Source organism: Streptomyces sp. NPDC006193 (assembly GCF_040613915.1).
Lineage (GTDB): Bacteria > Actinomycetota > Actinomycetes > Streptomycetales > Streptomycetaceae > Streptomyces.
The window spans coordinates 37,072-63,266 of record NZ_JBEXTB010000007.1 but is presented as its reverse complement, the minus strand read 5'-3'; the positions used below and the strand labels follow the sequence as shown (position 1 = coordinate 63,266).

General features: G+C 74.8%; 22 protein-coding genes, 7 tRNA genes and 1 pseudogene. 12 read left to right on the top strand and 18 right to left on the bottom strand.

Translation table 11 applies throughout. The features are described 5' to 3' along the window. Nucleotides 1–47: 47 nt before the first annotated feature. The gene (locus tag ABZ261_RS10275) at nucleotides 48–1,694 is read left to right on the top strand and encodes a hypothetical protein (RefSeq protein ID WP_356857351.1); all 1,647 of its coding nucleotides are present in this window, start codon (nucleotides 48–50) and stop codon (nucleotides 1,692–1,694) included. 30 nt (nucleotides 1,695–1,724) lie between these two features. Here ABZ261_RS10275 and ABZ261_RS10270 read toward each other — a convergent pair whose 3' ends face one another. Next, complete coding sequence (locus ABZ261_RS10270) at nucleotides 1,725–2,282, bottom strand: HIT domain-containing protein (RefSeq protein WP_356857349.1); 558 nt, start codon at nucleotides 2,280–2,282, stop codon at nucleotides 1,725–1,727. Nucleotides 2,283–2,349: 67 nt separating this feature from the next. Between ABZ261_RS10270 and ABZ261_RS10265 the strand changes: the two genes are divergently transcribed. Beyond that, nucleotides 2,350–3,012, top strand: coding sequence for an ion channel (locus ABZ261_RS10265; RefSeq protein ID WP_356857347.1), 663 nt, complete (start codon nucleotides 2,350–2,352; stop codon nucleotides 3,010–3,012). A gap of 32 nt (nucleotides 3,013–3,044) precedes the next feature. Here ABZ261_RS10265 and thrS read toward each other — a convergent pair whose 3' ends face one another. Together thrS and ABZ261_RS10255 are read right to left on the bottom strand one after the other, a co-directional pair. After that, entirely contained in the window at nucleotides 3,045–5,021 is a 1,977-nt protein-coding gene (gene thrS, locus ABZ261_RS10260; protein ID WP_356857345.1) for a threonine--tRNA ligase, read from the bottom strand. A gap of 185 nt (nucleotides 5,022–5,206) precedes the next feature. Next, nucleotides 5,207–5,741, bottom strand: a pseudogene (locus tag ABZ261_RS10255) (hypothetical protein); the annotation flags it as partial. 352 nt (nucleotides 5,742–6,093) lie between these two features. Here ABZ261_RS10255 and ABZ261_RS10250 point away from each other — a divergent pair. Next, the gene (locus ABZ261_RS10250; protein ID WP_356857344.1) at nucleotides 6,094–6,816 is read left to right on the top strand and encodes a 3'-5' exonuclease; all 723 of its coding nucleotides are present in this window, start codon (nucleotides 6,094–6,096) and stop codon (nucleotides 6,814–6,816) included. Nucleotides 6,817–6,870: 54 nt separating this feature from the next. Here ABZ261_RS10250 and ABZ261_RS10245 read toward each other — a convergent pair. The 4 genes from ABZ261_RS10245 to ABZ261_RS10230 form a co-directional block, all read right to left on the bottom strand. Beyond that, nucleotides 6,871–6,942: transfer RNA gene (locus tag ABZ261_RS10245), tRNA-Val, on the bottom strand. 39 nt (nucleotides 6,943–6,981) lie between these two features. Continuing rightward, on the bottom strand, nucleotides 6,982–7,428 hold the full coding sequence (locus ABZ261_RS10240) for an SRPBCC family protein (RefSeq protein WP_356857343.1): 447 nt from the start codon (nucleotides 7,426–7,428) through the stop codon (nucleotides 6,982–6,984). Nucleotides 7,429–7,946: 518 nt separating this feature from the next. After that, nucleotides 7,947–8,018, bottom strand: a tRNA-Val gene (locus ABZ261_RS10235). 82 nt (nucleotides 8,019–8,100) lie between these two features. Then, entirely contained in the window at nucleotides 8,101–8,565 is a 465-nt protein-coding gene (locus ABZ261_RS10230; RefSeq protein WP_356857342.1) for a TIGR02611 family protein, read from the bottom strand. A gap of 191 nt (nucleotides 8,566–8,756) precedes the next feature. Here ABZ261_RS10230 and ABZ261_RS10225 point away from each other — a divergent pair, with 191 nt between their 5' ends. Continuing rightward, on the top strand, nucleotides 8,757–9,170 hold the full coding sequence (locus ABZ261_RS10225; RefSeq protein WP_004002642.1) for an SsgA family sporulation/cell division regulator: 414 nt from the start codon (nucleotides 8,757–8,759) through the stop codon (nucleotides 9,168–9,170). A 299-nt stretch (nucleotides 9,171–9,469) separates the two neighbouring features. Next, nucleotides 9,470–10,030 carry a CGNR zinc finger domain-containing protein gene (locus ABZ261_RS10220; RefSeq protein ID WP_356857340.1) on the top strand — a complete coding sequence of 187 codons (561 nt, stop codon included), beginning with the start codon at nucleotides 9,470–9,472 and terminating at the stop codon, nucleotides 10,028–10,030. 81 nt (nucleotides 10,031–10,111) lie between these two features. On the opposite strand, the gene ABZ261_RS10215 is transcribed toward ABZ261_RS10220, so the two are convergent. After that, nucleotides 10,112–10,264: a hypothetical protein gene (locus ABZ261_RS10215; RefSeq protein ID WP_356857338.1), complete on the bottom strand. Its 153-nt coding sequence runs from the start codon at nucleotides 10,262–10,264 to the stop codon at nucleotides 10,112–10,114. Between the two features lie 154 nt (nucleotides 10,265–10,418). Beyond that, nucleotides 10,419–10,847 (bottom strand): hypothetical protein, encoded by a 429-nt coding sequence (locus tag ABZ261_RS10210; protein WP_356857336.1) that lies wholly within the window; start codon nucleotides 10,845–10,847, stop codon nucleotides 10,419–10,421. A 184-nt stretch (nucleotides 10,848–11,031) separates the two neighbouring features. On the opposite strand from ABZ261_RS10210, the gene ABZ261_RS10205 reads away from it, so the two are divergent. After that, a complete protein-coding gene (locus tag ABZ261_RS10205; protein ID WP_356857334.1) occupies nucleotides 11,032–11,556 on the top strand; it encodes a DsbA family protein in 525 nt (174 codons plus the stop codon). 77 nt (nucleotides 11,557–11,633) lie between these two features. Here the strand turns inward: ABZ261_RS10205 and ABZ261_RS10200 are convergent, their stop codons facing one another. Genes ABZ261_RS10200 through ABZ261_RS10190 form a run of 3 tightly spaced genes read right to left on the bottom strand, consistent with a single transcriptional unit; the run spans nucleotide 11,634 to nucleotide 14,370 of the window. Then, the gene (locus ABZ261_RS10200; RefSeq protein ID WP_356857332.1) at nucleotides 11,634–12,458 is read right to left on the bottom strand and encodes a GNAT family N-acetyltransferase; all 825 of its coding nucleotides are present in this window, start codon (nucleotides 12,456–12,458) and stop codon (nucleotides 11,634–11,636) included. Between the two features lie 50 nt (nucleotides 12,459–12,508). Next, nucleotides 12,509–13,330 carry an aminodeoxychorismate lyase gene (locus tag ABZ261_RS10195; protein ID WP_356857330.1) on the bottom strand — a complete coding sequence of 274 codons (822 nt, stop codon included), beginning with the start codon at nucleotides 13,328–13,330 and terminating at the stop codon, nucleotides 12,509–12,511. After that, nucleotides 13,327–14,370 (bottom strand): chorismate-binding protein, encoded by a 1,044-nt coding sequence (locus ABZ261_RS10190; protein WP_356857328.1) that lies wholly within the window; start codon nucleotides 14,368–14,370, stop codon nucleotides 13,327–13,329. The genes ABZ261_RS10195 and ABZ261_RS10190 overlap by 4 nt, the downstream gene beginning before the upstream one ends. Nucleotides 14,371–14,548: 178 nt before the next feature. Here ABZ261_RS10190 and ABZ261_RS10185 point away from each other — a divergent pair. The 5 genes from ABZ261_RS10185 to ABZ261_RS10165 all read left to right on the top strand — a co-directional run bounded on the left by ABZ261_RS10185 (nucleotide 14,549) and on the right by ABZ261_RS10165 (nucleotide 15,009). Then, nucleotides 14,549–14,621: transfer RNA gene (locus tag ABZ261_RS10185), tRNA-Gly, on the top strand. A gap of 41 nt (nucleotides 14,622–14,662) precedes the next feature. Beyond that, nucleotides 14,663–14,736, top strand: a tRNA-Cys gene (locus tag ABZ261_RS10180). Nucleotide 14,737: 1 nt separating this feature from the next. Continuing rightward, nucleotides 14,738–14,809 (top strand) — tRNA-Val (locus ABZ261_RS10175). Between the two features lie 27 nt (nucleotides 14,810–14,836). Next, nucleotides 14,837–14,908 (top strand) — tRNA-Val (locus tag ABZ261_RS10170). A 29-nt stretch (nucleotides 14,909–14,937) separates the two neighbouring features. Further along, nucleotides 14,938–15,009 (top strand) — tRNA-Val (locus tag ABZ261_RS10165). Nucleotides 15,010–15,070: 61 nt separating this feature from the next. On the opposite strand, the gene ABZ261_RS10160 is transcribed toward ABZ261_RS10165, so the two are convergent. From ABZ261_RS10160 to ABZ261_RS10150, 3 genes are all read right to left on the bottom strand, one after another. Beyond that, nucleotides 15,071–15,352 (bottom strand): zf-TFIIB domain-containing protein, encoded by a 282-nt coding sequence (locus tag ABZ261_RS10160; protein ID WP_356857326.1) that lies wholly within the window; start codon nucleotides 15,350–15,352, stop codon nucleotides 15,071–15,073. Nucleotides 15,353–15,431: 79 nt separating this feature from the next. Further along, complete coding sequence (locus ABZ261_RS10155) at nucleotides 15,432–16,388, bottom strand: aminoglycoside phosphotransferase family protein (RefSeq protein WP_356857324.1); 957 nt, start codon at nucleotides 16,386–16,388, stop codon at nucleotides 15,432–15,434. Between the two features lie 787 nt (nucleotides 16,389–17,175). After that, nucleotides 17,176–17,352, bottom strand: coding sequence for a hypothetical protein (locus tag ABZ261_RS10150; RefSeq protein WP_356857322.1), 177 nt, complete (start codon nucleotides 17,350–17,352; stop codon nucleotides 17,176–17,178). Between the two features lie 591 nt (nucleotides 17,353–17,943). Here ABZ261_RS10150 and ABZ261_RS10145 point away from each other — a divergent pair. Further along, nucleotides 17,944–19,350, top strand: coding sequence for a protein kinase (locus tag ABZ261_RS10145; protein ID WP_356857320.1), 1,407 nt, complete (start codon nucleotides 17,944–17,946; stop codon nucleotides 19,348–19,350). 15 nt (nucleotides 19,351–19,365) lie between these two features. On the opposite strand, the gene ABZ261_RS10140 is transcribed toward ABZ261_RS10145, so the two are convergent. The 3 genes from ABZ261_RS10140 to cobT form a co-directional block, all read right to left on the bottom strand. Then, nucleotides 19,366–20,184 (bottom strand): RNA methyltransferase, encoded by an 819-nt coding sequence (locus tag ABZ261_RS10140; RefSeq protein ID WP_356857318.1) that lies wholly within the window; start codon nucleotides 20,182–20,184, stop codon nucleotides 19,366–19,368. 92 nt (nucleotides 20,185–20,276) lie between these two features. Next, nucleotides 20,277–21,509: a uroporphyrinogen-III C-methyltransferase gene (gene cobA, locus ABZ261_RS10135; RefSeq protein ID WP_356857316.1), complete on the bottom strand. Its 1,233-nt coding sequence runs from the start codon at nucleotides 21,507–21,509 to the stop codon at nucleotides 20,277–20,279. Between the two features lie 157 nt (nucleotides 21,510–21,666). Further along, a complete protein-coding gene (cobT, locus tag ABZ261_RS10130) occupies nucleotides 21,667–25,887 on the bottom strand; it encodes a nicotinate-nucleotide--dimethylbenzimidazole phosphoribosyltransferase (RefSeq protein WP_356857314.1) in 4,221 nt (1,406 codons plus the stop codon). Nucleotides 25,888–26,195 lie beyond the last annotated feature (308 nt).

The following is a 26,195-nucleotide window of genomic DNA, read 5'->3' as shown; positions in this document are numbered from 1 at the left end:
AAGTCGGGAAGGCCGCAGGAGCGACACCGGCGGCGATGGGGGCGGGAATGTCGTTTGGAACGGAGTGGGACGGGCCCCAGGTACCCGTCTCGGGCGACGAGGGGCAGGCGGCGACCTCCGCGCTGGCGTCCGCGGCGTACCGGGACAGCCCGGTCGAGGAGATCAAGAAGGCCGACAACGAGTGGCACCAGTCGACCGTCAAACCGGGCAGGATGAAGATGTTCCGGCCCAATCTCGGCGAGGCGTTCTCCCGGGCCCTGGTGGACCGGATGCTCGCCCCCGGCCGCAAGCCGCTCATCCAGTCCTTCGGCGCCGAACCCCGGTTCGTCGTGGAACACGCCCTGGCCGCCAACAACATCCGGCGGGAGCGCGACAACAGGCTGACCGCCATCACCGTCGTGTGCGGCCTGCTCTTCCTGCCCGGCATGCTCGGCTGGCTGCTCGTCTTCCAGCTGCGCTCCCTCGTCGTCCGGCGCGACGACAAGCGGGCCGGATCGCTGGCCACCGCGCTCCTGCTGGGCGTCGGCATCCTCGCCGCGCTGTTCCTGCTGAAGATGCCGTTCGGCGGGTTCTGGGCGTGGTATGCCCGCGCGGCCGTCGTCGTCCCCGTGCTCGGCTGGCTGTGGGCCAAGCGGATCTGCGAGCGCACCGCCCAGGACCTGCGGGCCCGGTGGGACGGCCTGCTCTCGGGCAGCAGCGTCGGCGCGAAGGTCCCCGAGGCCGTGCCCCGCGGTCCCGGCCAGACCGCCGCCGAGGAGCTGCGCCAGGCCCTGGCCCGGCTCAGCGCCGAGCAGCAGTCCAACTCCGTGTTCTACGCCGGCCCCAAGGGCATACTCGGCATGGGCACCCGCTGGGGCGCCTGGCAGCTCGCCGAGGAGCTGGTGCCCGCCGATCCGACCCGGGAGATCCACCCCTTCCGCAGCTGGGACGTCATCCGCGCGATCCACGACCAGCTGTCCCTGCTGCAGCGCGGCCCCCTCAACACCGGCGGCTTCCCCAAGCCGTCGATACGGCACTGGATCGTCACCCCCGTCGGCGAGAACGCCGGGGCCGTGTCCCGCCCCGAAGGCACCGACGTCGAGGCCTTCCAGGTCAAGCCGCACGCCATACAGGAGATCTGCAACAAGCAGCAGTTCGGCAGCGGCGACCGGCACTATCTCGGCGTGCAGTGGACGCTGTGGGACGGGCAGCTGGTGATCACGATGCTGATCACCGTCACCGTGCTGCACCAGACCCTGCGGATCGAGGTCACCGGGCATGCGCTGGGGCCGGTGAACGGGCTGTTCACCACCAAGCCGGAGGCGCCGGCCAAGGAGGTCGCCAAGTCTCTCAAGCCGTGGGAGACCCGCACGGTCAAGCTGCCGCTGGTCCCCACCGACGAGGTCGTGCGCCTGGCCGTGCGCGCCCCGCTGACCTGGTACCCGCCGCTGCTGAACTGGCTCGGCGGCTCACTCGGCCTGCCCGAGCCGTTCGGTCTGCGGCACGCGTGGGCCGACCAGCCCTGGCGGCACCGCTTCATGGCCGACGACGCCCTGCGCGCGGCCACCCCGGTGCTGCGCGTGGTGCACTCGGCCGCGATCAAGGTGCTGGAGGAGAACGGCGTGGACACGGAGAAGTTCGGCGCCCGCTCGGCGTTCCTCAGCGGCAACGTCCAGGACCCGATGCCGCGGAAGGCCGATCTGTACGACGCGTGAGCGCCGCCCTTCGCCGAGGGCGCCGGCGGGCTACGCCGGCCACGCCTCGGCGAGCATCTTGCGGGTGTCGGCCAGCAGCTGCGGCAGCACCCGGGTGTGGCCCACCACCGGCATGAAGTTGGTGTCGCCGCCCCAGCGCGGGACGATGTGCTGGTGCAGGTGGGCGGCGATGCCGGCGCCCGCCACCGCGCCCTGGTTCATGCCGATGTTGAACCCGTGGGCGCCCGAGGCCGCGCGCAGCGCCGTCATCGCCTGCTTGGTCAGCTCCGCCAGTTCGGTGGTCTCCGCCGCGCTCAGCTCGGTGTAGTCGGCCACGTGGCGGTAGGGCACGGTCATCAGGTGGCCGCCGGTGTACGGGTACAGGTTGAGGACCGCGTAGACGTGCTCGCCGCGCCGGACGATCAGCCCGTCCTCGTCGGAGTTGGCCGGGATGGAGCAGAAGGGGCAGCCGTCGTCGGCCCCCGGACCGGTCGGCTTGTTCTCGCCCTGGATGTAGGCCATCCGGTGGGGCGTCCACAGGCGCTGGAACGCGTCCTGCGTCCCCACTCCGATCTGCTGCTCCGGCTCACTCGTCATGCTAGGCAGCATATGGCTTCGGCCGATCCCGGCGTGTCGCCGGGGCCGGAGGACGGCGGGCTCCGGCCAAGCTTGGCCGGTGGACGACGACAGCCGGACGCAACGCTGGGAGCGCTGGGCGGCCCTTCCGCTCGCCGGCGCCTCCCTCCTCTACCTCGCCTGCTACGCGGTGCACGTCCTCGCGCCCGCTCTGCCGCGGCCGGTGCACCTCGCGCTGCGCTCGCTGCAGCTCGCGACCTGGGCGCTGTTCGTGGCCGACTACGGGGTCCGCTGGCGGCTCAGCGGCACGGGGTGGCGGTTCGTGCCGCGGCACTGGCTGGACACGGTCGTCGTGCTGCTGCCCCTGATGCGGCCGGTGCGGCTGGTGCGGACCTACGAGGCGGTCGAGCGGCGTCGCGGCCGCCCCCGGCTGCCGTTGCAGGCGCGCGTGATCGTGTACGCCGGTCTCTCGGCGGTCCTGCTGGGCTTCGCGGGGGCGCTGGCGGTGTACCAGCAGGAGCGCACGGCCCCGCACGCCACGATCCGGACGTTCGGCGACTCGGTGTGGTGGACCTGCGCGACCCTGGCGACGGTCGGCTACGGCGACGTGGCCCCGGTGACGCCGTGGGGCCGGACCGTGGCCGTCGGTCTGATGGCCTGCGGTCTCGCCCTGCTCGGCGCGGTCACCGGGTCGTTCTCGTCCCTGCTGCTGCAGCGGTTCGCGCGGGAAGGGGACCGGGACGCGGCAGGGCCCCCGGGATGAGTGGTCCCGGGGGCCCTGGACGCTCGGGCGGATCAGACCTGCGTCCGCTCCTCCACGACCTTCGCGATCTTGGCGATGGCCTCGTCGAACGGGATGCCGTTCTCCTGCGAGCCGTCGCGGTAGCGGAAGGACACCGAGCCGTGGGACATGTCCTCGTCGCCGGCGATGACCATGAACGGCACCTTCTGCTTCTGCGCGTTCCTGATCTTCTTCTGCATGCGGTCCGAGGAGGAGTCCACCTCGACGCGCAGCCCCTTCTTCCGGGCCGCCGCCGCGAACTTCTCCAGGTACTCCACGTGCGCGTCGCCGATCGGGATGCCGACCGCCTGGACCGGGGCCAGCCACGCCGGGAAGGCGCCCGCGTAGTGCTCGAGGAGCACCGCGAAGAAGCGCTCGATGGAGCCGAACAGCGCACGGTGGATCATGACCGGACGCTGCTTGGAGCCGTCGGGGCCGGTGTACTCCAGGTTGAACCGCTCGGGCAGGTTGAAGTCGAGCTGGATGGTCGACATCTGCCAGGTCCGGCCGATGGCGTCCTTCGCCTGGACGGAGATCTTCGGACCGTAGAACGCGGCGCCGCCCGGGTCCGGGACGAGGGGCAGACCCTGCTTCTCGGCGACCTGGCGCAGCGTCTCGGTCGCCTCCTCCCAGACCTCGTCGGAGCCGACGAACTTCTCCGGGTCCTTGGTGGACAGCTCCAGGTAGAAGTCGGTCAGGCCGTAGTCCCGCAGCAGGCCGAGGACGAAGGTGAGCGTCCTGTCCAGCTCCTCGGACATCTGCTCGCGGGTGCAGTAGATGTGCGCGTCGTCCTGGGTGAAGCCGCGGGCCCGGGTCAGGCCGTGCACGACACCCGACTTCTCGTACCGGTACACGGTCCCGAACTCGAAGAGGCGCAGCGGCAGTTCACGGTACGACCGGCCGCGCGCGTCGAAGATCAGGTTGTGCATCGGGCAGTTCATGGGCTTGAGGTAGTAGTCCACGCCCTCGTCGAGCTGCATGGGCGGGTACATGCCGTCGGCGTACCAGTCCAGGTGGCCCGAGGTCTCGAAGAGCTTCCCCTTGGTCGCGTGCGGGGTGTAGACGAACTCGTAGCCCTCCTCCTCGTGGCGGCGCCGCGAGTAGTCCTCCATGACCCGGCGGACGATGCCGCCCTTGGGGTGGAAGACGGCGAGGCCGGAGCCGATCTGCTCGGGGATGGAGAAGAGGTCCAGCTCGGTGCCGAGCTTGCGGTGGTCGCGCTTCTCGGCCTCGGCGAGGAAGTCCAGGTACGCCTTCAGTTCGTCCTTGGACGGCCAGGCGGTGCCGTAGATGCGCTGGAGCATCGGGTTCTTCTCGCTGCCGCGCCAGTAGGCGGCGGCGTTGCGCATCAGCTTGAACGCCGGGATGAGCCGGGTCGAGGGCAGGTGCGGACCGCGGCACAGGTCCTTCCAGCACAGCTCGCCGGTCCTGGCGTCCAGGTTGTCGTAGATCGTCAGCTCGCCGGCGCCGACCTCGACGTCCGCGCCGTCGTCGCTGGAGGCCGAGCCCTTGAGGCCGATCAGCTCCAGCTTGTACGGCTCGCCAGCCAGCTCCTCGCGGGCGGCCTCGTCGGTGACGACGCGGCGGGCGAACTTCTGCCCCCGCTTCTGGATCTCCTGCATCTTCTTCTCGATGGCCTTGAGATCCTCGGGGGTGAACGGCTTCTCGACGTCGAAGTCGTAGTAGAAGCCGTCCTTGACGGGCGGGCCGATGCCCAGCTTGGCCTCGGGGAAGAGCTCCTGCACGGCCTGCGCCATGACGTGCGCGGTGGAGTGGCGCAGGATGTTCAGGCCGTCCTCGGAGGAGATCTCGACGCCCTCGACCTCGTCACCGTCGGACAGTTCGTGGCTGAGGTCCTTCAGCTCGCCGCCCACGCGCGCGGCGATGATCGTGCGCTCGCCCGCGAAGAGGTCGGCGGCCGTAGTGCCCGTCGTCACCACGCGTTCTTCCCGCTCGGAATCGCGTTGGATGATCACACGGACGTCTGACACCGGTCTCTCCTGACTGAAGGTGGGGTGCGGCGCCATACCAGGAGCGCGCGCACTGGCGATCGTACCGACCTGACGGCGCCGACCGCGAAACGATTACCGACCGTCCCCGTCCCGGTACTCCGCCGGCCCCCGCCCCCGCCCTGCACGCCCCCGCAGGCGCCGGCGAGGACGCGCAGCCGCACGGTGCCCTCGGCGCCCTGCACCAGCGCGGTGAGCGCCTCGGTCGGTTCACGGCCGACGCCGGCCCCGACGGCCCGCCGAAGGCGTCCATGCCACCGGTGGCCCGCCGGAAGCCGATGGCCTCGCGGGCGGCGCGCAGGGGCTGGTGGAGGCGGACGGCGAGCGGGCGGACCGTCGCCGCGGGCACGAAGGCGGTGAGCGAGCGGCCTTCGGCGGCGGCGCCGACGAGGATCTTCTGCAGGAGGGCGGCGGCCGGGCGGCGCCGCGCAGATGCCGGCCGGCCGTGCAGGCGGCGGCCCCGGCGGGCCCGTCCGGGGCGTCGCGCCACCAGCGGATCTCGTCGCTGGCCGCGGTGAGGGAGATCAGCACCTCGCGCGCGGCGGGGGTGCTGCTGCGGGCGGGGGCGTCGAGGGCCTCGCCGAGCAGGTCCTCGCCGTCGGGGGAGGCTCGGCTGCCGGGGACGAGCAGGCTGGTACCGCCGCCCGCCCGGTCCCGGCGGCCGTACCACCCGGCCGCTCCCCCGCGCCGCTGCCAGCCGTGCCACGCGGGGGCCGGGTCCACGGCACGTCACCGCCGGTCGATGCCGTTGTCGGCGAGGGGCGGGGACGGCGAGCAGATGGCCGACCCGCAGTGTCTCCATGCGGGCGGTGGTGGCGAGCCTGCCGCGGTGGGCGCCCGGACGGCCGGGCGGCAGCCTGCCCCGCCCGGCCTGTGCGAGGGACACGGCCAACAGCCCTCCGGGCCGGGGGTTTTCCGCTGTGAGCCGGTGAACTGCGAGGACCCGTAGTCCCTTTGTCTTCTCCCGGCGTACGGCACAAACGGCCCGGGTATCACCGAACAGGCAGAAGACGGAACGTCACCTGCCGTCGGCGAGTGAGGAGTTGTGGTTGGGATGACCTGGTACGAGGGGCCACTGGCCGCCTTCGACACGGAGACGACGGGCGTGGACGTCGAGACCGACCGGATCGTGTCGGCCGCCGTCGTCGTCCAGGACGCGCCGGGGGTCCGGCCGCGGGTCAGCCGCTGGCTGGTGAACCCCGGGGTGCCGGTGCCGGAGGCGGCGACTGCGGTGCACGGGCTGTCGGAGGAGCACCTGCAGCACAACGGGCGCTGGCCGGCGCCGGTGATGTACGAGATAGCCGAGCAGCTGGCCGAGCACGCGGCGCTGGGCCGGCCGCTGGTGGTGATGAACGCGCCGTTCGATCTGACGCTGCTGGACCGGGAGTTGCGCCGGCACCGGGCGTCCCCGCTGGACCGCTGGTTCCGGTCGGCGCCGCTGCGGGTGCTGGACCCGCGGGTTCTGGACAAGCACCTGGACCGGTACCGCAAGGGCCGCCGCACCCTGGCCGACCTGTGCGCGCACTACGGAGTGACGCTGCAGGGCGCGCACGACGCGGCGGCGGACGCGCAGGCGGCGCTGGAGGTCGTCCGGGCGGTGGGCCGCCGGTTCGCGACCCGGCTGGAGCGGCTGTCCCCCGCCGAGCTGCACGCGCTCCAGGCGAACTGGCACGCGGCGCAGGCGCGGGGGCTGCAGGCGTGGTTCGCGCGCAACGGCGCGGAGGAGACGGTGTGCACCCAGTGGCCGCTGCGGCCGGAGCTGCCGGCGGCGGCGTAGCGGGGCCGGAACAGCACGAGAGCCGGCCCGCTGACGCGGACCGGCTCCTCCCGGTGGGCGATACTGGGTTCGAACCAGTGACCTCTTCGGTGTGAACGAAGCGCTCTCCCACTGAGCTAATCGCCCGGGAACGCACTGAACAATACAGGCCCGGGCGCCGTTCCTTCAAACCGCTGCCAGCCGGCGCAGCAGTCCGCGCCGTCCGCCCCGCATCATCAGCCGGTGGTTGGCGCGCAGGACCGGGCGGCCGGGCACGGCCAGCCGCCGGAGGAGGGGCTTGGCGACCTCGACGTCCTGGTCGTACCGGGCCAGCGTCCCGGGCCCTCCCGGCGTGACCGTCCACCGCGCCCAGCCTTCGAGGTCGCCGGACAGGGTGACCTGGAGGACGCCGGCGGCCGGGTCCCGGCGGGCCTCGCGCGCCGTGAGGGTGAGGCCGTACGGCAGCCAGGAGCGGACGACGATCACGCCGGTGGTGTCGTCCAGCCGGGTCACCGCCCGCACCTGCGGCCACCAGCGGGGGTAGTCCTCGATCCGCTCCAGCTCCGCGTACACGGCGGACGGCGGGGCGGGCAGGGGCCACAGGCTGCGGAAGCGGTGGTGGTTCCAGTCCATGGGGGGAGTCTGCCCGTGAGGCGCCCCGTCCGAGTAGGCGCACGCAGGCGCCGGGCCGTGGTCCGGCTCACAGCCGGGAGGCGGCGAGGCCGCCGGGGCCGGGCGAAATTCCGGACCGCCCGCAACTCAAGGGCGCGCGATATTCCCGCTTGTCGTACTTCCGGGAGAATGTGACGGCGTTTTGGAAAAGCCCGGTGGATTTCCGTCGCGGCCCGAGCGAGTAACGGATCGTCACGGGCTGGCGTTCGGAACCGCTTTCTCCGCCACAGCCGGTGATCGCGGCCGGCCAGCGGTCACGGCCGCCGAGACCACGGCCACGCGGAGACTCCTGCGCCTTTCCGGATCGCTGCCGGCTCTTGCGGGGTGGCGCGACCTGAGACATCACACCGCGTAAGCGCTTTCTGACGCACGGTGCGGAGGGGTCCGGGGCGCGCCCGCCGGGTGCCGGGGCGCCGGACACCACCCGCCGGGAACGCCGACGGCCCACCTGCTTGTCGCAGGTGGGCCGTCGGTCCGGGTGGGCGATACTGGGTTCGAACCAGTGACCTCTTCGGTGTGAACGAAGCGCTCTCCCACTGAGCTAATCGCCCGGGCGCAGGAAGAACATTACCCCATGTCAGGGGGTGCTTCCGAACGGGGCCGGACGGCGGGCGGCGCCGGCCCCGAGGCCGCTCACTGGGCCTTGATCCGCCACGGCACGACGAACCCGAACTTCCACAGGTAGATCCCGGCGAGCACGCCGATGATCACCAGGCCGGTCACGGTGAGGACGATGTTGCGGCGCCGCACCTTGGGGTCGAGGGCCCGCTGGGCCGCCTCGGTGACCTTGCGCTTGGTCCAGCGGAGCACCAGCTGGGCCCAGACGAACTCGGTCGCCCAGATCGCCATGCCGCCGAATATCACCACCCAGCCGGGCCCGGGCAGCGGCAGCATGACGATGCCCGCGCCGACGACCGCGAGGCCGACCACGAAGACGCCGACCTGCCAGCTCAGATGCAGTGCCCGGCGCGCCTTGATGAATTCCGGCGCGCGGGAGCCGAGTCCCTGCCCGGCGTCGTCGTCGCCCACTCGCCCGTCCGCCTTCGTCTCGTCCACCGCCACGGCGGCCTCACCCGCCTCGTCACTCCCCGTATTCACGCAGACAAACCCTACCGGAGCGAAACCAGTCACCGAAATGGTCGTAGATCCGGTACGAGTTCTCGGCCGGAAGAGTTACGTAAAGGCACGCAAAACCCTCAGAGGGGTTTACAACGGCACCGTAGGTGGCATGTCGATTTCGCCGACGTGCGAATCCCCGAGCGCACACTGAGCGAAAGGCCCTGGCGCTTATGAACACCACGGTCAGCTGCGAGCTGCACCTGCGCCTCGTTGTGTCGAGCGAGTCCTCCCTGCCTGTCCCCGCAGGCCTGCGGTACGACACGGCCGACCCCTACGCCGTGCACGCCACCTTCCACACCGGAGCCGAGGAGACCGTCGAGTGGGTGTTCGCCCGCGACCTCCTCGCCGAGGGCCTCCACCGGCCCACCGGCACCGGCGACGTCCGCGTCTGGCCATCCCGCAGTCATGGTCAGGGCGTCGTGTGCATCGCCCTCAGCTCCCCGGAGGGGGAGGCGCTGCTCGAGGCCCCGGCGCGGGCCCTGGAGTCCTTCCTGAAGCGAACCGACGCCGCCGTGCCGCCCGGCACGGAGCACCGGCACTTCGACCTCGACCAGGAGCTCTCGCACATCCTGGCGGAGAGCTAGGCCGCAGCCCATCGAGCAGCCCGGTGCCGTCCACTCGGGGAGACGGCTCGGGCCAAGACAGCCGCATACGGCACAGTCCGGCGTCGTCACCGTGCGTGGTCACGGGGCGGCGCCCGGCTGTTTCGGGCCGACGTGGAGCGCCGTGCGGCCGCAGGAGCGGAGTCAGGAACTCCGTGGGCCGCGGGGGCGTTCTCCCGGCAATCGGGGCGGGACGGGACCGGTGCGACGGGCGCGGTTGTCGCTACCATCGGCCAGCATCGGCGGGCGCCCGCCCGACCCCCCAGGCCAGGGAGCGAAACGTGCTGATCACCCACGACACCCGGTGCGCCCTCGACACCGTGGTGGATCTGGTGAACACCGCGCCGGAGGACGACGCGGCGGCGGACGGACTGCCCGACGTGCAGGCTCTCGCGGAATTCGTACGAAGCCACGACATCAGCGATGTCGGGGTGCTGTCGGAGTTCGACCTCTCGGCGGTGCGCAGGGTCCGGGGCCGGTTCGCGGCGATCTTCGCCGCCCCGGACGCCCGGTCGGCGGCCGGAATGATCAACGAGCTGATCGCCGCGGCGGGCACCACCCCCCGCCTGACGGACCACGACGGCTACGACTGGCATGTGCACTACTTCGCCCCCGGCGCCTCGGTGGCCGACCATCTCGCCGCCGACTGCGGGATGGCGCTCGCCTTCTTCGTGGTGGCCGGCGAGCAGGAGCGGCTGCGCCGCTGCGAGGCGCCGGACTGCAGGCGCGCCTTCGTCGACCTCTCCCGCAACCGCTCGCGCCGCTACTGCGACAGCCGCACCTGCGGGAACCGGTTGCACGTCGCGGCCTACCGGGCCCGGCGCAAGGAGGCGGCGGGCTGAGACAAGGGGCGGGAACACGCCGCCCGGGCGTCCGGTGCGACGTCGGTCCCGGCGGGTGGCGCCGGGACGGACGTGTACGGCTCACAGCAACAGCAGGTCGTGCAGCGCAGCCATGAGGATCAGACACCCGATCACCGCAAGGAAGATCATCAGCGGTGGCTGGGAAAGGGCGAAGAGGCATCCGCGCGGCTCGTCCTTCGGCGGCGCGGCCTCGCTCTGTTTCGTGTCCAGCATCTCGCGGCAGATCATGGCTCACCCGGCAGCTCACAGGCGATCACCAGCCACGATCTTGCGAGAGTTCACCGAATGCCGTGAGGACTCTTTCGGCTGGTGAACGATTGCGTACGTCCCCGGACGCACTGTGTCGTTTCCCCCCTGCGGGGGCCGGTCATATGCCGTGCTTCTTGAGGATGGCCTCGATGTCGCTGAAGTCGTCGCCCGGCTCCGGCCGGGGTGCGGCGGCGGGGCGAGCCGGCCGGCCCAGGGACGGCGCCGAGGCCGCCGGGGCCACCGCCTCCCGCCCGGACCGCCGGGCCGCTCCGCCGCCGGAACCGGGGCCGCCGCGCCTGCGCTCCACGATGCGCGTGCCGGCGAACAGGAGCCAGGCCGCGCCCAGCACCCCGAAGCCCGCCCAGGCGGTGGGACTCAGGGCGGTGTCGGCCAGCCAGCCGACGACCCCGGTCATCACCAGGCCCACCGGCACGAGCGCGTAGGCCGCGATGCGGGCCGCGGCCAGGAACCGCTTGCGGTAGGCCGTGACCACCGCGATGCCCAGTCCCGCCGCGGACACGGCGGAGCACACTGTCTCGGCGATCATCCGGTCCTCCCTGGCAGGGCTCGTCCGTCCCCTCCATCGTGCCTCCCCGGGCCACCGCGACGCCATGCTCCGCCCGGACATCAGGGACATCTCCGGGTCCTCCCCTCCTTCCGCGCAGGGTCCCGGCCCCTGGCGCGGCCTCCCGATTGGGTCGCGCGTGCCCCGCCCTGGAAGACTGGAGCGCATGAGCGACACCTCCCCCGCACGCCCCGACGCCCCGGTCCTCGACATCTGGTGCGAACTGCAGTGCCCCGACTGCCGCAGCGCCCTCGACGACGTCCGCGCCCTGCGCGCCCGCTACGGCGACCGGCTGGAACTGCGTCTGCGGCACTTCCCGCTGGAGAAGCACCAGCACTCCTTCGCGGCCGCCCAGGCCGCCGAGGAGGCGCTGGAGCAGGGCAAGGGCTGGCCGTACGTGGAGGCCGTGCTGGAGCGGGTGGAGGAGCTGGACCGCCGGGGGGAGCCCTTCCTCGTCGAGACGGCCCGGGAACTGGGCCTGGACGCCGAGGAGTTCGACACCGCCCTGATCGACGGCCGGCACATCCTGGCCGTCGACGCCGACCAGGCCGAGGGCAAGGCGATCGGCGTGACCGGCACCCCGACGTACGTCATCGGCGGCGAACGCCTGGACGGCGGCAAGAGCCAGGAGGGGCTGCGCGCCCGCATCGAGGAGATCGCGGACCGGCTGCTGGCCGCCGGGGAGGCCTGAGCGCCGGGGCCCGCCCCGGTCCCGGCCCGCCCCGGCCCCGCTCCCGGCAGGTCCCCACCCCGGTCCCGGGACCTGCCCTACACCAGGGTCTTCCACAGGAAGCGGGTGACCGTCTCGTAGCCGAGCGACGCGTACAGCCGCTCGGCCGGGGTGTTGCCGGCGAACACGTTGAGGCCGAGGACCGGCCGGCCGGCCCCGATCGCCTGGCGCTCCGCCAGCAGCATCAGGGCACGGCCGTGCCCCCGGCCCCGGTGGGCCGCGTCGGTCTCGACGTCGTACACGTACGCCCTGGTCTCCTCCAGGGCCAGCCAGAGAGTGCCGACCCGGCTGCCGTCATGCTCCAGCACGCTGAAGACCATGCCCTCGGTCGCGCACCCGTGCGGCAGCAGTCGCGCGTGGTCGTTGCGGGACTTGGCGCGGGCCGCGGCCTCGGAGAGCCCCCGCCGCTTCCATGTGTGCGCGTACCGCTCGCCCTCCTGCTCCCTCCAGGCGTCGAACTCGGCCCCGGTCATGGGCCGCGCACGGCTCCCCGGCGGCAGCTCGGGAGAGACGGCGCCGAGGCGTTTCTCCAGGCCGCGGTTGCGCAGGGTGTAGCCGAGGGCGCCGAGCAGGCCCAGCACGTCATCGGCGGCGGCGGGCACCACGGCCTCGATCCGGGTGCAGCCCCAGTCGCGCGCCACCTCCTCCGCCGCGAGCGCGGCCACGGTGCCCCGGCCGCGCCGCCGGTCCGGCTCGGCGATCCGGAGCCCGATGACGCGGGCCACCGAGTCCCCGAGGGACGGCGAGGTGCCGAGGTGGATCTCGCCGACGGGACGGCTGTTGACGCACACCTGGAAGCGGCGTGAACGGGTTCCGTCGGGGTGCTGCTGAAGCGGCTCGGCCGGCCGCAGGGTCGTCGTCATCACAGGTGTTCTACCCGCGGCGGGCCCTCACGTCAGCCCGGTCACCGGACTCACGGGTCCAGGTCCTGCCCCGCCCGCTCCTCGAAGATCCGCATGGCCTTGGCGGTCACCGGGCCCGGCGCGCCCGGCAGTTCCCGGTCGTCGACCCGGTGCACGGCCTGCACGTCCCGCAGGGTGGAGGTCAGGAAGATCTCGTCGGCGTGACGCAGGACGTCCAGCGGCAGGTCGGTCTCCTGGGCGCCGGTCCACTCGACCGTCAGGGCGCGGGTGATGCCGGGCAGGCAGCCCGAGGCGACGGGCGGGGTGTGGATCTCGCCGTCCAGGACGACGAAGACGTTCGACCCGGTGCCCTCGCAGAGCCGACCGGCCGTGTTGCCGAACAGCGCCTCGGACGCGCCGTGTTCGTGGGCGCGGGCCAGGGCGACGACGTTCTCGGCGTAGGAGGTGGTCTTCAGGCCGGTGAGGGCGCCGCGCTCGTTGCGGGTCCACGGGACGGTGATCACCGCGGTGGAGTCCGGGCGGCGGGTGGTCTCGCCGAGCGCGACGACGAGGGTCGGGCCGTGGCCGCCGCGGTCGGAGCCGAGCGGGCCGTGGCCGCCGGTGTAGGTGATCCGCAGCCGGCCGAGCGGCATCGGGTTGGCCGCGAGGACGGCCGCGCAGGCCTCGCGGACCTCGTCGTGGTCGGGGTCGGGCAGGCCGAGGCCGCGGGCCGAGCGGCTCAGCCGCTCGAGATGCCGGGTCAGCGCGAACGGCTCGCCGTCGACCGCCTTCACCGTCTCGAAGACGCCGTCGCCGACGGTCAGCCCGTGGTCGAAGACGGAGACCCGCGCGGCGTCCAGGTCCCGCAGCCCGCCGTCCAGCCAGATCCTCATGTGAGCGCCCCTTCGGTGTACTCGTACGCCCCCGACGCTACCGCGAGCAGCCGGGACGCCTTCAGCTCGGTCTCCCGCCACTCCCCCTCGGGGTCGGACCCCCAGGTGATGCCGGCGCCGGTGCCGAAGCGCAGGGCGCCGGCGGCGCGGTCGATCCAGAAGGTGCGGATGCCCACGGCGAGCTCGCCGGTGCCCCGGTCGGCGTCCACCCAGCCGATGCCGCCGCAGTACGGGCCGCGCGGCGCCGTCTCCAGGGCGTCGATGATCCGCAGGGCGCTGGACTTGGGCGCGCCGGTGACCGAGCCCGGCGGGAAGGCTGCGGCCAGCAGCTCCGGCCAGCCCGCGCCGGGGCGCAGCTCGCCGCGGACGGTGGAGACGAGGTGGACGAGCCCCGGGTGCTTCTCCACGGCGCACAGGTCGGGGACCGTCACGCTGCCGGTGGCGCAGACGCGCCCGATGTCGTTGCGGACCAGGTCCACGATCATCACGTTCTCGGCGTAGTCCTTCTCCAGGAGGTCCGCCTCGGTGCGCCCGGTGCCCTTGATCGGTCCCGACTCCACGGTGCGACCGTCCCGGCGCAGGAACAGCTCGGGCGAGGCGGTGGCGATCTCCACGCCGTGCTCCGGCAGGCGGACGGTGCCCGCGTACGGCGCCGGGTTGCCGCGGGCCAGCAGGGCGGTCAGGGCGTCCACGTCGGCGCCGGGGGCGACGGGCGCGCTGAGCACCCGGCACAGGTTGGCCTGGTAGACCTCGCCGGCCGCGATGTGCTCGCGGATCCGCCGGACGGCCGCCGTGTACGCGGCGCGGTCCAGGGAGGAGGTCCAGTCCCCGACCGCGGGGCCCTGCCAGCGCCCCGGAGCCGGGGCGGGCACCGGCTCCCTCCGCACCTGCGCGAAGCGGGCGCAGGTCAGCCCTCCCTCGAAGTCCGCGCAGACCGCCCAGAAGCCGGTGGAGTCCAGGGCGGCCGGATCGCTGGTGACGTCGAGGAGGCCGGTGGCGACACGGTCGCCGAAGCGGGCGAGAGGTGGGTGGTGGAGCACGTGGTCGAGTCTAGGACGGGCGTTTGAAAGGCCGTGCCGGGACGGCCCGGCGGGGACCCGGACCACCGCCTCCGCCGGGCGCACCGCAGCACGCTGCGCAAACGCGTTTTTGTACTGGCCCGGGAATCCGCTAGAGTTCAACACGTCGCCGGGACGCGGAAGCGGTCCGAAACGACAGGCGGACGTAGCTCAGTTGGTAGAGCGCAACCTTGCCAAGGTTGAGGTCGCGAGTTCGAGCCTCGTCGTCCGCTCGAAGGAAGTAGTAGGGGCCCTCCCGGTCCCCTACACTCCTGGTGGAGTGGCCGAGAGGCGAGGCAACGGCCTGCAAAGCCGTCTACACGGGTTCAAATCCCGTCTCCACCTCCAAGGACGATTAGCTCAGCGGGAGAGCGCTTCCCTGACACGGAAGAGGTCACTGGTTCAATCCCAGTATCGTCCACTGGATCTTCTCGGGAGATCCCTGCCCGCGCGATTAGCTCAGCGGGAGAGCGCTTCCCTGACACGGAAGAGGTCACTGGTTCAATCCCAGTATCGCGCACTGCCTGTGACTCACGGGTCACGGCCTGCGGACGATTAGCTCAGCGGGAGAGCGCTTCCCTGACACGGAAGAGGTCACTGGTTCAATCCCAGTATCGTCCACACAGCGGGAAGCCCCCGGCCGTCTCGGCCGGGGGCTTCTTCGTGCTCGGCCCCGGTGGGCTCAGCTGGAGAACAGCATGTGGCCGAAGCTCTTGTGGCGGTGGTGCCCGTAGTGGCCGTGTCCGCCCTGCGGGGCGCCCCAGGCGGGCGCGGGCGGGGCAGCCGGGTAGGCCTGCGGGCCGGGCGGGGGCGGGGCCGGCTGGGACCACTGGGCCTCCAGGCGGGTCAGCGCCTCCAGCTCGCCGTAGTCGAGGAAGATGCCGCGGCAGCCGCTGCACTGCTCGATCTGGACGCCGTTGCGGTTGTAGGTGTGCATCGGCGCATGGCACTTCGGACACTGCATGGTCGGCTCAACTCCTCGCCGTCGGTCCTGCTTCGTGTTTCCCCAGGACAGACTCCGTCCGGCCCCGGGCGGTTGCAGCCTAGTCCGGCGACCCGGGCGCCGGTGGAGGGGGGACGGCGGCCATGCGCGCGCACGCGTCGATCAGGGCCTGCTCCACCTCGTCCAGGGGGCGGTCCGCGGTGAGCGCCTTGGTCAGCGCCAGGGCGGCGGTCTGCACGGTGAGGGCGCGGGCCGCGACGTCCAGGGCGGGCCAGGGGTCGCCGTGCGGGGGGACGGCCGGGCCGGCGGCCTGCCGGTAGGCGGTCAGGAAGCGGGTCCACTCCTCGGGCGGGAGGAGTCCGCAGGCGTACCAGGCCGCCGGGCGGGCGAGGTCCCAGGCCGGGGCGCCGGCCCCCAGGTCGTCGACGTCGATCAGCTTCCAGGGGCCGTCCGGGGCCGGGTGCCGGACCAGCTGGCCGAGGTGCAGATCGCCGTGGCACAGGGCCGCGGGGCCGGGCATGGGGGCCTCGGCCCGGGCCCAGGCGGGCAGGGCGGCCCAGGCGTCGAGGACCGGGCCGGCGGCGGGGTGGGTCGTGCCGTCCAGGGCCGTGCGCAGCCGGGCGAGGGCGCGGGCGGCCTTGGCGGGGCCGCGCATCGGGGGCAGGCCGGTGGGGACGGGGATGCGGTGGAGGCGGGCGAGGAGGGTGGCGGCTTCCTCCCAGGGGGCCGCCTCCGGGGTGTCCGGGTCCACGGGGGCGCCGTACGGCCAGAAGGTCACCGGGCGGTCGTGCAAGCGGGCCGGGGCGGGCAGCAGCGGCGGGAGGAGGACGTGCGGGTGGCGGGCGGCCGTGGTGAGGCGGAGGGCGAGGGCGGCGCGGTCGGTGCCGGGGGCGTGGGCCTTGGCGACGGTGCCCGCGTGCCGGACGACGGTGGCGTCCCGGCGGTCGGCGAGGGGGGTGCTGACGCAGACGCAGGGTGCGGTGGGGGTGCGGGGGTGGGCTGCGGCCCTGGCTCGCGCGGTCAGCGCGGTGAGGAGGGCGGGGGTGTCTGCGGTCACGGCTGCCTCGGGCGGGGTGGGGTGTCCGGGTGACGGTACCGGGGGCGGGGTGCGGTGGGCGGTACGGGGGTGCTCGTGGCCGGCGGCACGGGGGCTCGGCCGGAGCCGGCGGGACGGGAGGCTCGGCTGCGGCCGGCTCGCACGAGGCCGGGCGCCGTCGGCGGCAGGGCGCCGGGCGCCGGTGCCGGGCGGGAGCGGGGACGCTCACCCCCGCTCACGGGGCGCCGCCCGCGCCCACCCGTGCCGCCCGCGCCGCCCCCGGCGGCGCGACCGCCCGCGGCGAGGAGGGCCAGGTGCGGTTCGCGGGATCCGGGGGGAGGAGCGTCGGGGCGGGGGGTGCCGGGGGGCGCTTGCCGGGGGGCGCAGGGGCCGCCCCCGCGGTGCGGGCGCTTGCCGACCGGAGGGGCAGGCGCGGGCCACGGGACGGGCGCTTGCCCGGGCTCACGGGGCGCCGCCCCCGCCCGCCCGCGGCGAGGAGGGCCAGGAGCGGTTCGCGGGATCCGGAGGGAGGAGCGTCGGGGCGGGGGGTGCCGGGGGGCGCTTGCCGGGGGGCGCGGGGGCCGCCCCCGCGGTGCGGGCGCTTGCCGGGCGCTTGCCCGGGCTCACGGGGCGCCGCTGCGGGCGGCGGGGTGCTCGTGGCCAGGGGCACGGGGCGGTGGGACGGCTAATGCCGGCGCAGCTCCCCAGCTGCGCCGGCATCTGTGCCGTCCGCCGTACCCCCGTCCCCACGGGGTTTCATGGATCGATGTCCCCGCCCGGACCGCTCTTCCGGGCCTGGGGTCGCCGCTCAGCGCCCCAGCATCGCACCCACGGACGACGCCTGTGTGGCCACCGTCTCCCAGCCGTCGAAGACGAGCAGGAGCAGGGCCGCCAGGGGAAGGGCCATGAGCGTCGCCACCAGCGGGTGGCGGCGGCCCGCGCGGCGGGGGGCGAGCGCGGTGCGTCGCGGTGCCGTGTGGGCCATGGTCCCTCTCCTGACCGTTCCGGTTGTCTGTGCGGCGGCGGGTGCGACCTCGGGGGACGAGTGCTGCACCCGCCGCTCGACCTCAAATCTAGGCGCGGGGCCGACGGCGGGCGTCATGCCTTCGTACCGATTGCCGGGCCTCCCGGAGGATGAGCCACGACCTGCGGAGTACTCCCCTGGGTGGAGGCGCGGGCCCGGGTCTCGGGGTCATCCCCGAGGGGGGCGTCCGCTGTGTCCGGGCATGTCCGACGCGTCCGGCACACCGGGCGGAGTGACTTCGGTCACCCGGGCCGGGGGGCCGGGCGGAGACGGTGGTCCGGTGGGCCGTGCGGGCCGCGGGCCTGCGGGGGGCGTGCGCCTCGGGGCGCGCCGACCGGGGCCCGGTGTGCACGGGCGCGCCCAATCCCCCTGCTGCTCCGCCGGGTTGGTGGCACGCCGGGTCCCGATCCGGCTGTCTGCGGGGCTCCCTGACCGGGTCTCACCTCCCCCGGACGGCCGACACAATCCGCCCGGCCGAGAGGGCGCGGCCTCTGCGCGCAGGCGGCCGTGGAAACGTAAGCTGTGCCACGTCACAGGGACCGGGCAGCGGGGATGAACATGGCGATGATGCGCCTGAGGCGCGAGGACCCGCGCGTCGTCGGCTCGTTCAGGCTTCACCGACGGCTCGGCGCGGGTGGGATGGGCGTGGTCTATCTCGGCTCCGACAAGAAGGGGCAGCGGGTCGCGCTGAAGGTGATCCGGCCGGACCTCGCGGAGGACCAGGAGTTCCGGTCGCGGTTCGCGCGCGAGGTGTCCGCGGCCCGGCGCATCCGCGGCGGGTGCACCGCCCGGCTGGTCGCGGCCGATCTGGAGGCCGAGCGGCCCTGGTTCGCCACCCAGTACGTGCCCGGGCCGTCCCTGCACGACAAGGTCGCCGACGAGGGACCGCTCGGCGCGGCGGACACGGCGGCGATCGGCGCGGCCCTCTCCGAGGGGCTGGTCGCCGTGCACGAGGCCGGCGTCGTCCACCGGGACCTGAAGCCTTCGAACATCCTGCTGTCCCCCAAGGGGCCGCGGATCATCGACTTCGGCATCGCCTGGGCCACCGGCGCCTCCACCCTCACCCACGTGGGCACCGCGGTCGGCTCGCCCGGCTTCCTCGCACCCGAGCAGGTGCGCGGCGCGGCCGTCACCCCGGCCACCGACGTCTTCTCGCTGGGCGCCACCCTGGCGTACGCCTCGACCGGTGACTCGCCCTTCGGGCACGGCAGTTCCGAAGTGATGCTGTACCGGGTGGTGCACGAGGAGCCCCAGCTGCACGGCGTGCCGGACGCGCTGGCCCCGCTGATCCGGGCCTGCCTGGCGAAGGATCCCGAGGACCGGCCGAGCACCCTGCAGCTGTCGTTGCGGCTCAAGGAGATCGCCGCGCGGGAGGCCCAGGGCCTGGACGGCGTACGGCCGCCCGCGCCGCGCTCGGCGGAGGCGGACCGGCCCACCGGACGGCTCGTCGACACCTACCCCGAGCAGCAGCGGGCCCGGCGCGGCTCGCCCCGCACGCCGTTGCCGCGCGGCGGCGCCCCGTCCAGGGGCGGGGCGCCGGCACGCGGCGGGACGTCCGCGCGCGGCGGCGGTGCGCGCGGCGGGGGCGGCGCCTCCCGGCCCGGTTCGGCGCGCCCCACCCCGGCGCCGCGCGTCGGCGCGCCGCGCTCGGGCAGCGGCGGCCGGCCCGCTCCGCGCAGCGGCGCCGGGCGGCCGGGGCAGCGCACGACGGGCACCGGCCGGCGGCCGGCCGATCCGCGGCTGCTGCGGCAGCGGCTGTTCGTGTTCGTGGTGGTGACGCTGCTGGTGGCGCTCGGCATCGCGGTGGCCCAGGGCTGTCAGGGTCCGGCGCGCGGGATGGGCGGCGACGGCGGCGCGCAGCGGCCGCGGCACGCGCAGCCGACGTACTCCGCGTGGGACGACGGCGGCCTCATGTCCGACCGGTACCGTTCGACGCTGAGCCACGACGCCGGGAGGTGAGCGCGGGCGCCGGGGTCAGGACTCCGGCCGGCCCGTCGTCGCCGCGTAGAAGGCCACCGCGGCCGCCGCGCCCACGTTGAGGGAGTCGACTCCGTGGGACATCGGGATGCGGACCCGTTCGTCGGCGGCGGCCAGCGCCCGCGCGGACAGCCCGCTGCCTTCGGCGCCGAGCATGAGCGCCACCCGGTCCATCCGGTGCGGGGCGGTCTCGTCGAGGGTGCGGGCCGCGGGGTCCGGGGTGAGGGCGAGCAGGGTGAAGCCGGCCTCCCGGACCGTCTCCAGCCCCTCCGGCCAGGTCTCCAGCCGGGCGTACGGCACGGAGAACACCGCGCCCATGGAGACCTTGACGCTCCGGCGGTACAGCGGGTCGGCGCAGTCGGGCGACAGCAGGACCGCGTCCATGCCGAGCGCCGCCGCCGAGCGGAAGACGGCCCCGATGTTGGTGTGGTCGTTGACCGACTCCATGACGACGACCCGGCGGGCCGAGCGGAGCAGTCCGGCGGCCGTCGGCAGCGGCTTGCGGCGCATGGAGGCGAGGGCGCCGCGGTGCACGTGGTAGCCGGTGACCCGCTCGGCGAGTTCCGGGCCGACGGCGTACACCGGGGCCGGGACCTCGTCGATGACGTCGCGCAGGGCGTCGATCCACTTGGCCGTCAGCAGCATGGAGCGCATCTCGTAGCCCGCTTCCCTGGCCCTGCGGATGACCTTCTCGCCCTCGGCGATGAACAGGCCCTCGGCGGGCTCGCGCCTGCGGCGCAGCTCGACGTCGGTCAGGCCGGTGTAGTCGGTCAGGCGCGGGTCGTCGGGGTCGTCGACGGTGATGGGATCGGCCACGGGGTGATACTGCCTCGTCCTGTTCGGGGGGTGGTGCGGGTCCGGCGGCGGGAAACGGGCGGACCGCCGGGGTCACGCCCGCTCGTGCGTCGTCAGGCGGTGGTTGCGGCGCCGACGCGCACGACCTCGCCGACGACGATCACCGCCGGGGGCTTCACGTCCTCGGCCTTCACCGTCTCCGCGACCGTGGCCAGGGTGGCGTCCACACGCCGCTGGGCGGCCGTCGTGCCCTCCTGCACCAGGGCGACCGGCGTCCCGGGCGACCTGCCGTGCGCGACGAGCGTCTCGGCTATCTTCCCGATCTTGTCGACGCCCATGAGGATCACCAGGGTGCCGGTGAGCCTGGCGAGCGCGGGCCAGTCGACCAGCGAGCGCGGGTCGTCCGGGGCGACATGCCCGCTGACCACGGTGAACTCGTGGGCGACGCCCCGGTGGGTGACCGGGATGCCGGCCGCGCCGGGCACCGAGATCGAGCTGGAGATGCCGGGGACCACCGTGCACGGGATGCCGGCCTCGGCGAGCGCGTGGACCTCCTCCATGCCCCGGCCGAAGACGTACGGGTCGCCGCCCTTGAGCCGGACGACCGCCTTGCCCTGCTTGGCGTGCTCGATGAGCGCGTCGTTGATGGCCTCCTGGGCCATGGAGCGGCCGTACGGGATCTTCGCCGCGTCGATCACCTCGACGTGCGGCGGGAGTTCGGCGAGCAGGTCGCGGGGGCCGAGCCGGTCGGCTATGACGACGTCGGCCTCGGCGAGGAGGCGGCGGCCGCGGACGGTGATGAGGTCCGGGTCGCCGGGGCCGCCGCCGACCAGGGCCACGCCGGGGGTGCGGGTGCGGTGGTGCGGGGCGACGAGCGTGCCGTCGCGCAGGCCCTCGACGACCGCGTCCCGGATGGCCGCGGTGTGGCGCGGGTCCCGTCCCCGCGCATGGGTGGTGAGCACGGCGACGGTGACGCCCTCGCTGTGGCCGGTCGCCGGGGTCCAGGCCGTCGCCATGTCGGCGTCGTCGGAGCGGACGCACCAGACGCGGTGCCGCTCGGCCTCGGCGGAGGCCCGCGCGTTCGCCCGGGGGTCGCTGGTGGCGATGAGGGCGTACCAGGCCTCGGCGAGGTCGCCCTCGGCGTACGGCCGCCTCTCCCAGGTGATCTCGCCCGCGTCCGCCATGGCCTCGACCGAGGCGGTCGCCTCCGGGGAGACGAGGACGACGTCCGCGCCGGCCGCGATGAGCGCCGGGAGGCGCCGCTGGGCGACCTGGCCGCCGCCGAGGACGACCACGCGGCGGCCGGAGAGGCGGAGGCCTACGGGGTAGGCGGGGTGTTCGGCCATGAGGGACGGCTCCTTAGGGCTTGGCGATGGCCCTGACGTGCGGATCTTACGGTGCGGGGGGCCGCGGCGGGACAGGTGTCCGATGGGTGGGCGCCCTCGGCGCCGGGCGCACGGCGCCGTCGGCGCCCAACGCCCGGGACCGCCGTCCCGCCGCGGCCTACTTCTCGGTGACGCCCGCCGAGTCGAACGTGGCCACCTCGTGCATCGCCCGCGCCGCGCTCTGCACCAGCGGCAGGGCGAGCAGCGCGCCCGTGCCCTCGCCGAGGCGCAGGTCGAGGTCGACGAGCGGGCGCAGGCCCAGCTTGTTGAGGGCGGCGACATGGCCGGGCTCGGCGCTGCGGTGGCCCGCGATGCAGGCCGCGAGGACCTCGGGGGCGATCGCGCGGGCCACGAGGGCGGCGGCGCCGGCGCTGACGCCGTCCAGGATCACCGGCGTCCGCAGCGAGGCGCCGCCGAGCAGCAGGCCCACCATGGCCGCGTGCTCGAAGCCGCCGATGGCCGCGAGGACGCCGATCGGGTCGGCCGGGTCCGGCTGGTGGAGTTCCAGGGCGCGCCGGACCACCTCGGTCTTGCGGGCCAGCGTCTCGTCGTTGATGCCTGTGCCGCGGCCGGTGACCTCCGCCGGGTCGGCGCCGGTGAACACGGAGATCAGTGCGGCGGACGCGGTGGTGTTGGCGATGCCCATCTCGCCGGTGAGCAGCGCCTTGTTGCCGGCCGCCACCAGGTCGCGGGCGGTCTCGATGCCGACCTCGACGGCCTGCTTGGCCTCCTCGCGGGTCATCGCGGGTCCGGCGGTCATGTCGGAGGTGCCGCCGCGGATCTTGCGGGGCAGCAGGCCCGGCGTGGCCGGCAGGTCGGCGGCGACGCCGACGTCCACGACGCAGACCTCGGCGCCGACCTGGGTGGCGAAGGCGTTGCAGACCGCTCCCCCGCCGAGGAAGTTCGCCACCATCTGGGCGGTGACCTCCTGCGGCCAGGGGGTGACGCCCTGGGCGTGCACGCCGTGGTCGCCGGCGAAGATCGCGACGGCGGCGGGCTCCGGGATGGGCGGCGGGCACTGGCGGGACAGTCCGGACAGCTGGGCGGAGATGATCTCCAGCATGCCCAGCGCGCCGGCCGGCTTGGTCATGCGCTTCTGGCGCTCCCATGCCGCGCCGAGCGCCTTGGCGTCGAGCGGGCGGATCTGTGCGACGGTCTCGGCGAGCAGGTCGTGGGGTTCCTCTCCGGGCAGGGCGCGGCGGCCGTACGTCTCCTCGTGCACCACCCAGGACAGGGGGCGCCTCTTGGACCAGCCGGCCTGCATCAGCTCCGGCTCGTCCGGGAACTCGTCGACGTACCCGACGCACAGGTAGGCGACGACCTCCAGGTGCTCGGGCAGGCCGAGCGCGCGGACCATCTCCCGCTCGTCGAAGAAGCTGACCCAGCCGACGCCGAGGCCTTCGGCACGGGCGGCGAGCCAGAGGTTCTCCACCGCGAGCGCCGAGGAGTAGGGCGCCATCTGCGGCTGGGTGTGGCGGCCGAGGGTGTGCCGGCCGCCGCGGGTGGGGTCGGCGGTGACGACGATGTTGACCGGGGTGTCGAGGATGGCCTCGATCTTCAGTTCCTTGAACTGCTTCGCCCGGCCCTTCGGCAGCGACTTGGCGTACGCCTCGCGCTGACGCATCGCCAGCTCGTGCATCGTCCGGCGGGTCTCCTCGGACCGGATGACGACGAAGTCCCAGGGCTGCGAGTGGCCCACGGAGGGGGCGGTGTGCGCGGCCTCCAGGACCCGCAGCAGCACCTCGTGCGGGATGGGGTCGCTGCGGAAGCCGTTGCGGATGTCGCGGCGCTCGCGCATGACCTTCAGGACGGCCTCGCGCTCGGCGTCGGCGTAGCCGGGCGCGGCCGGGCCGGTGGACCGCGGTGCTTCGGCCGCTGCGGCCGGGCTCTCCTCATGGCCGGCGGCCCCGGCCGGCTGCTCCGCGTGCGGTACGGCGCCGGCGGCCTCGGGCTCCCCCTCCGGCGCGGCCGGCACCGCGGCCGGCTCCCCGTCGCGGGGCGCGGGCACCGTGGCGACCGTCTCCGGCTGCGCCTGCGGACCCTGCGGGTTCTGAAGGCCCTGGGGGTTCTGCGGCTCGTGCGGGTGCTGCGGCTCGTGCGGGTGCTGCGGCTGGGGCTCCTGCGCGGGCAGGACGAGGGGGTGCGGCGGGGTGGGCGCCAGGTGCGGGGTGGTGGGCACCTGCCCCTGGACCGGCACGAACTGCCCCAGCGGCTGCTCCGGGTCCGGCTCCGCCGGAAGACCGGCGGGCAGCGCCTGCTCGGGAGCCTGCACCTGCGCGGGCTCGGCGGCGACCGGGTCGGCGACGGGCGCGGCGGCCGGGTCCACGGCAGGCGCGGCCGTCGGGTCCACGGCAGGCGCGGCCGTCGGGTCCACGGCAGGCGCGGCGGCGGCCGGGGCTGCGGCGGGCTCTGCGGCGACCGGATCGGCGGCGGGCGCGGCGGCGGCCGGGTCCACGGCAGGCGCGGCGGCGACCGGATCGGCGGCGGCGGGCGCGGCGGCCGGGTCGGCGACGGGCGCGGCGGCGGCCGGGGCTGCGGTGTCCGCTGCCTGCGGGTGGTTCTGCGGTACGGCGGACCCGGTCGGGGTCCCGGCTTCGTGCGGGACGTCGCCGGCGGGCTGCTGAAGGTCCTGGGCGTGCAGCACGGCCGGCCGGATCGCCTCCTCGGTCTCCGGCGCGCCCTCGGCGGGGGCCGGGACGGCGCCGGGTGCGTCCGGGGCGCCGGGGAGGTCCGCGCCCGGCCGAGCGGGAGCGGCGGCCGCGGGCTCGGTCTGCTGGGGCGCGGTCTGCGGGGTCGTGTCCTCGACGGCGGCCCCGTCGGCGGACTCGTCCGCGCCCGGTGCGGCCGTCGCCTGGGCGGCGGTGACCGGCTGGGCCTGCGCGCCGTCCACGGCGGCGGCTGCACCGGCGGACGGAGCCGCGTCGGCGGTCTGCGGGGCCTCGGCCGACTCGGCGGCAACGGGCGCCTGCACGGGCTCGGCCGGCTCGGTGGCAACGGGCGCCTGCACCGGCTCGGTGGGCTGTCCGGCCTCGGTGGGCGGCACGGCTGCGCCCGGCTGCGCGTCCTCCGCGGCCTGTGCGACCTCGGCGGCCTGCACGTCCCCGGCGGACTCGGCGGGTGCGGCCGGCGGGGCCGCCTCGGCCTCCGGTGCGGTCACGGCGCCGGCGGTCTCCGCGGGCTGCGCGCCGTCCGCGGCCGGGGCCGAAACGGTCTGCCCTGCCGGGTCCGCGAGGGGTGCCTCGGCAGCCGGGGCCAGCGGGCCCGACCCGTCCTGCGCCGGCTCCGGCGCGGGGGCACCGCCCTCGGGCACGGCGACGCCGTCCGCCGGAGCAGCCGGGTCCGCGGCCACCGGGGCACCGGCGGCGTCGGCCCCGCCGTCACCGGCAGCCGCGTCGGCCGCGGCGGCGACCGGAGCCTGCGCGCCCTCGGCGCCCCCGGCGTCCTGCGCCACCGTCGTCCCGGCGTCCTGCGCAACGTCCTGCTCCGCGGCCGCCGGGGCGTGCTCGGGGCCCTGGGCCGCAGGTGACTGGGCGTCCTCGGGCCGGCCGGCGGGCGGGGTGTCCGCCCCGTCGTGGTTGTGCGCCGGCTGCACGCCGTCGTGTCCGTGGACGCCGTGCGGCCGGGCGGGGGCGGGGTCGCCGCCGGGGTGCGCCGGAGCCGCCGTCTGGTGCGCGAGGCGGGCCATCGGGGCCGGGGCCGCGTCGGCCGGTTCGGCGGGTGCCGCCGTCCCGGCGGCCGGCGCCTGCGGGCCGGGCTGGGCCGGGGCGGCCGGGGCGGCGCCCCAGGGGGCCGCGCTCTGCGGGGCCGTGTCGCTCAGCGGCTGCGGCTGGGGCTGCGGCTGGGGCTGCGCGTCGAGGTGCTCGGGGCCGGTGGCCGGCGGGCCGGGCTGCCGTACCGGTGCTCCGGCGGGTCCGCGGTCGGCGAGGGAGCGGACCGGGCTCGCGGAGGTGTCGGGGATGGGCGGGCCGAGGTGCAGGGGGCGGCGCGGCGGCTGCGGCGCGGCCGCCGGATCGTGCGGCGCCGAGAGGATGGGCGACGGCGGCACCGACGACGGGCCCGGGTCGGGAAGGCGGACGCCGCCGAGGTCGACGGAGCCGGTGTCGCGGCCGGACGTCTCGTGCGGGCCCGGCTCGTGGACGGCCTCCACCACCGGTTCGGGGGCGGGGGGCGGCACCTCGTTGCCCCACGCGCCCGCAGCACCCGGCAGCAGCAGGTCCTCGTCCTCGGCGTGCGCCTCGGAGAGGTAGGTGTACACGCCGTGCGCGGGGGCGCCCGGCTGCTCCACCATCCCTGCGCTCTCCGGCTGCCCCTCGCCCGGGACCTGGCCGGTGTCCGTCATGCGTACCCCTCGCCCATCGGTTAGTGCTTCTACGACCAGCTCACCCGGAACGGCGCACCGACCGCCCCGCAGTGAAGAACGAGCGTCCGTGCCCGGCGGCACGAACGACCCGCCGGAAAAGGCGACAAAGCCATTCAGTGGCATTGTCCCGGCCGTTCCCCCGTCGCGTCAGCATGATCCGCGACAGCCGGCTGTGGACTGCGCCACGTCGTGCGTCCTCCGGTTCGCCGTACCGCACCCACCGCGAAACGGGCGGGCGTTCCGGACATTGGCGAACGAAGTTCGGGCCACCGGTGCGGTACAACGAT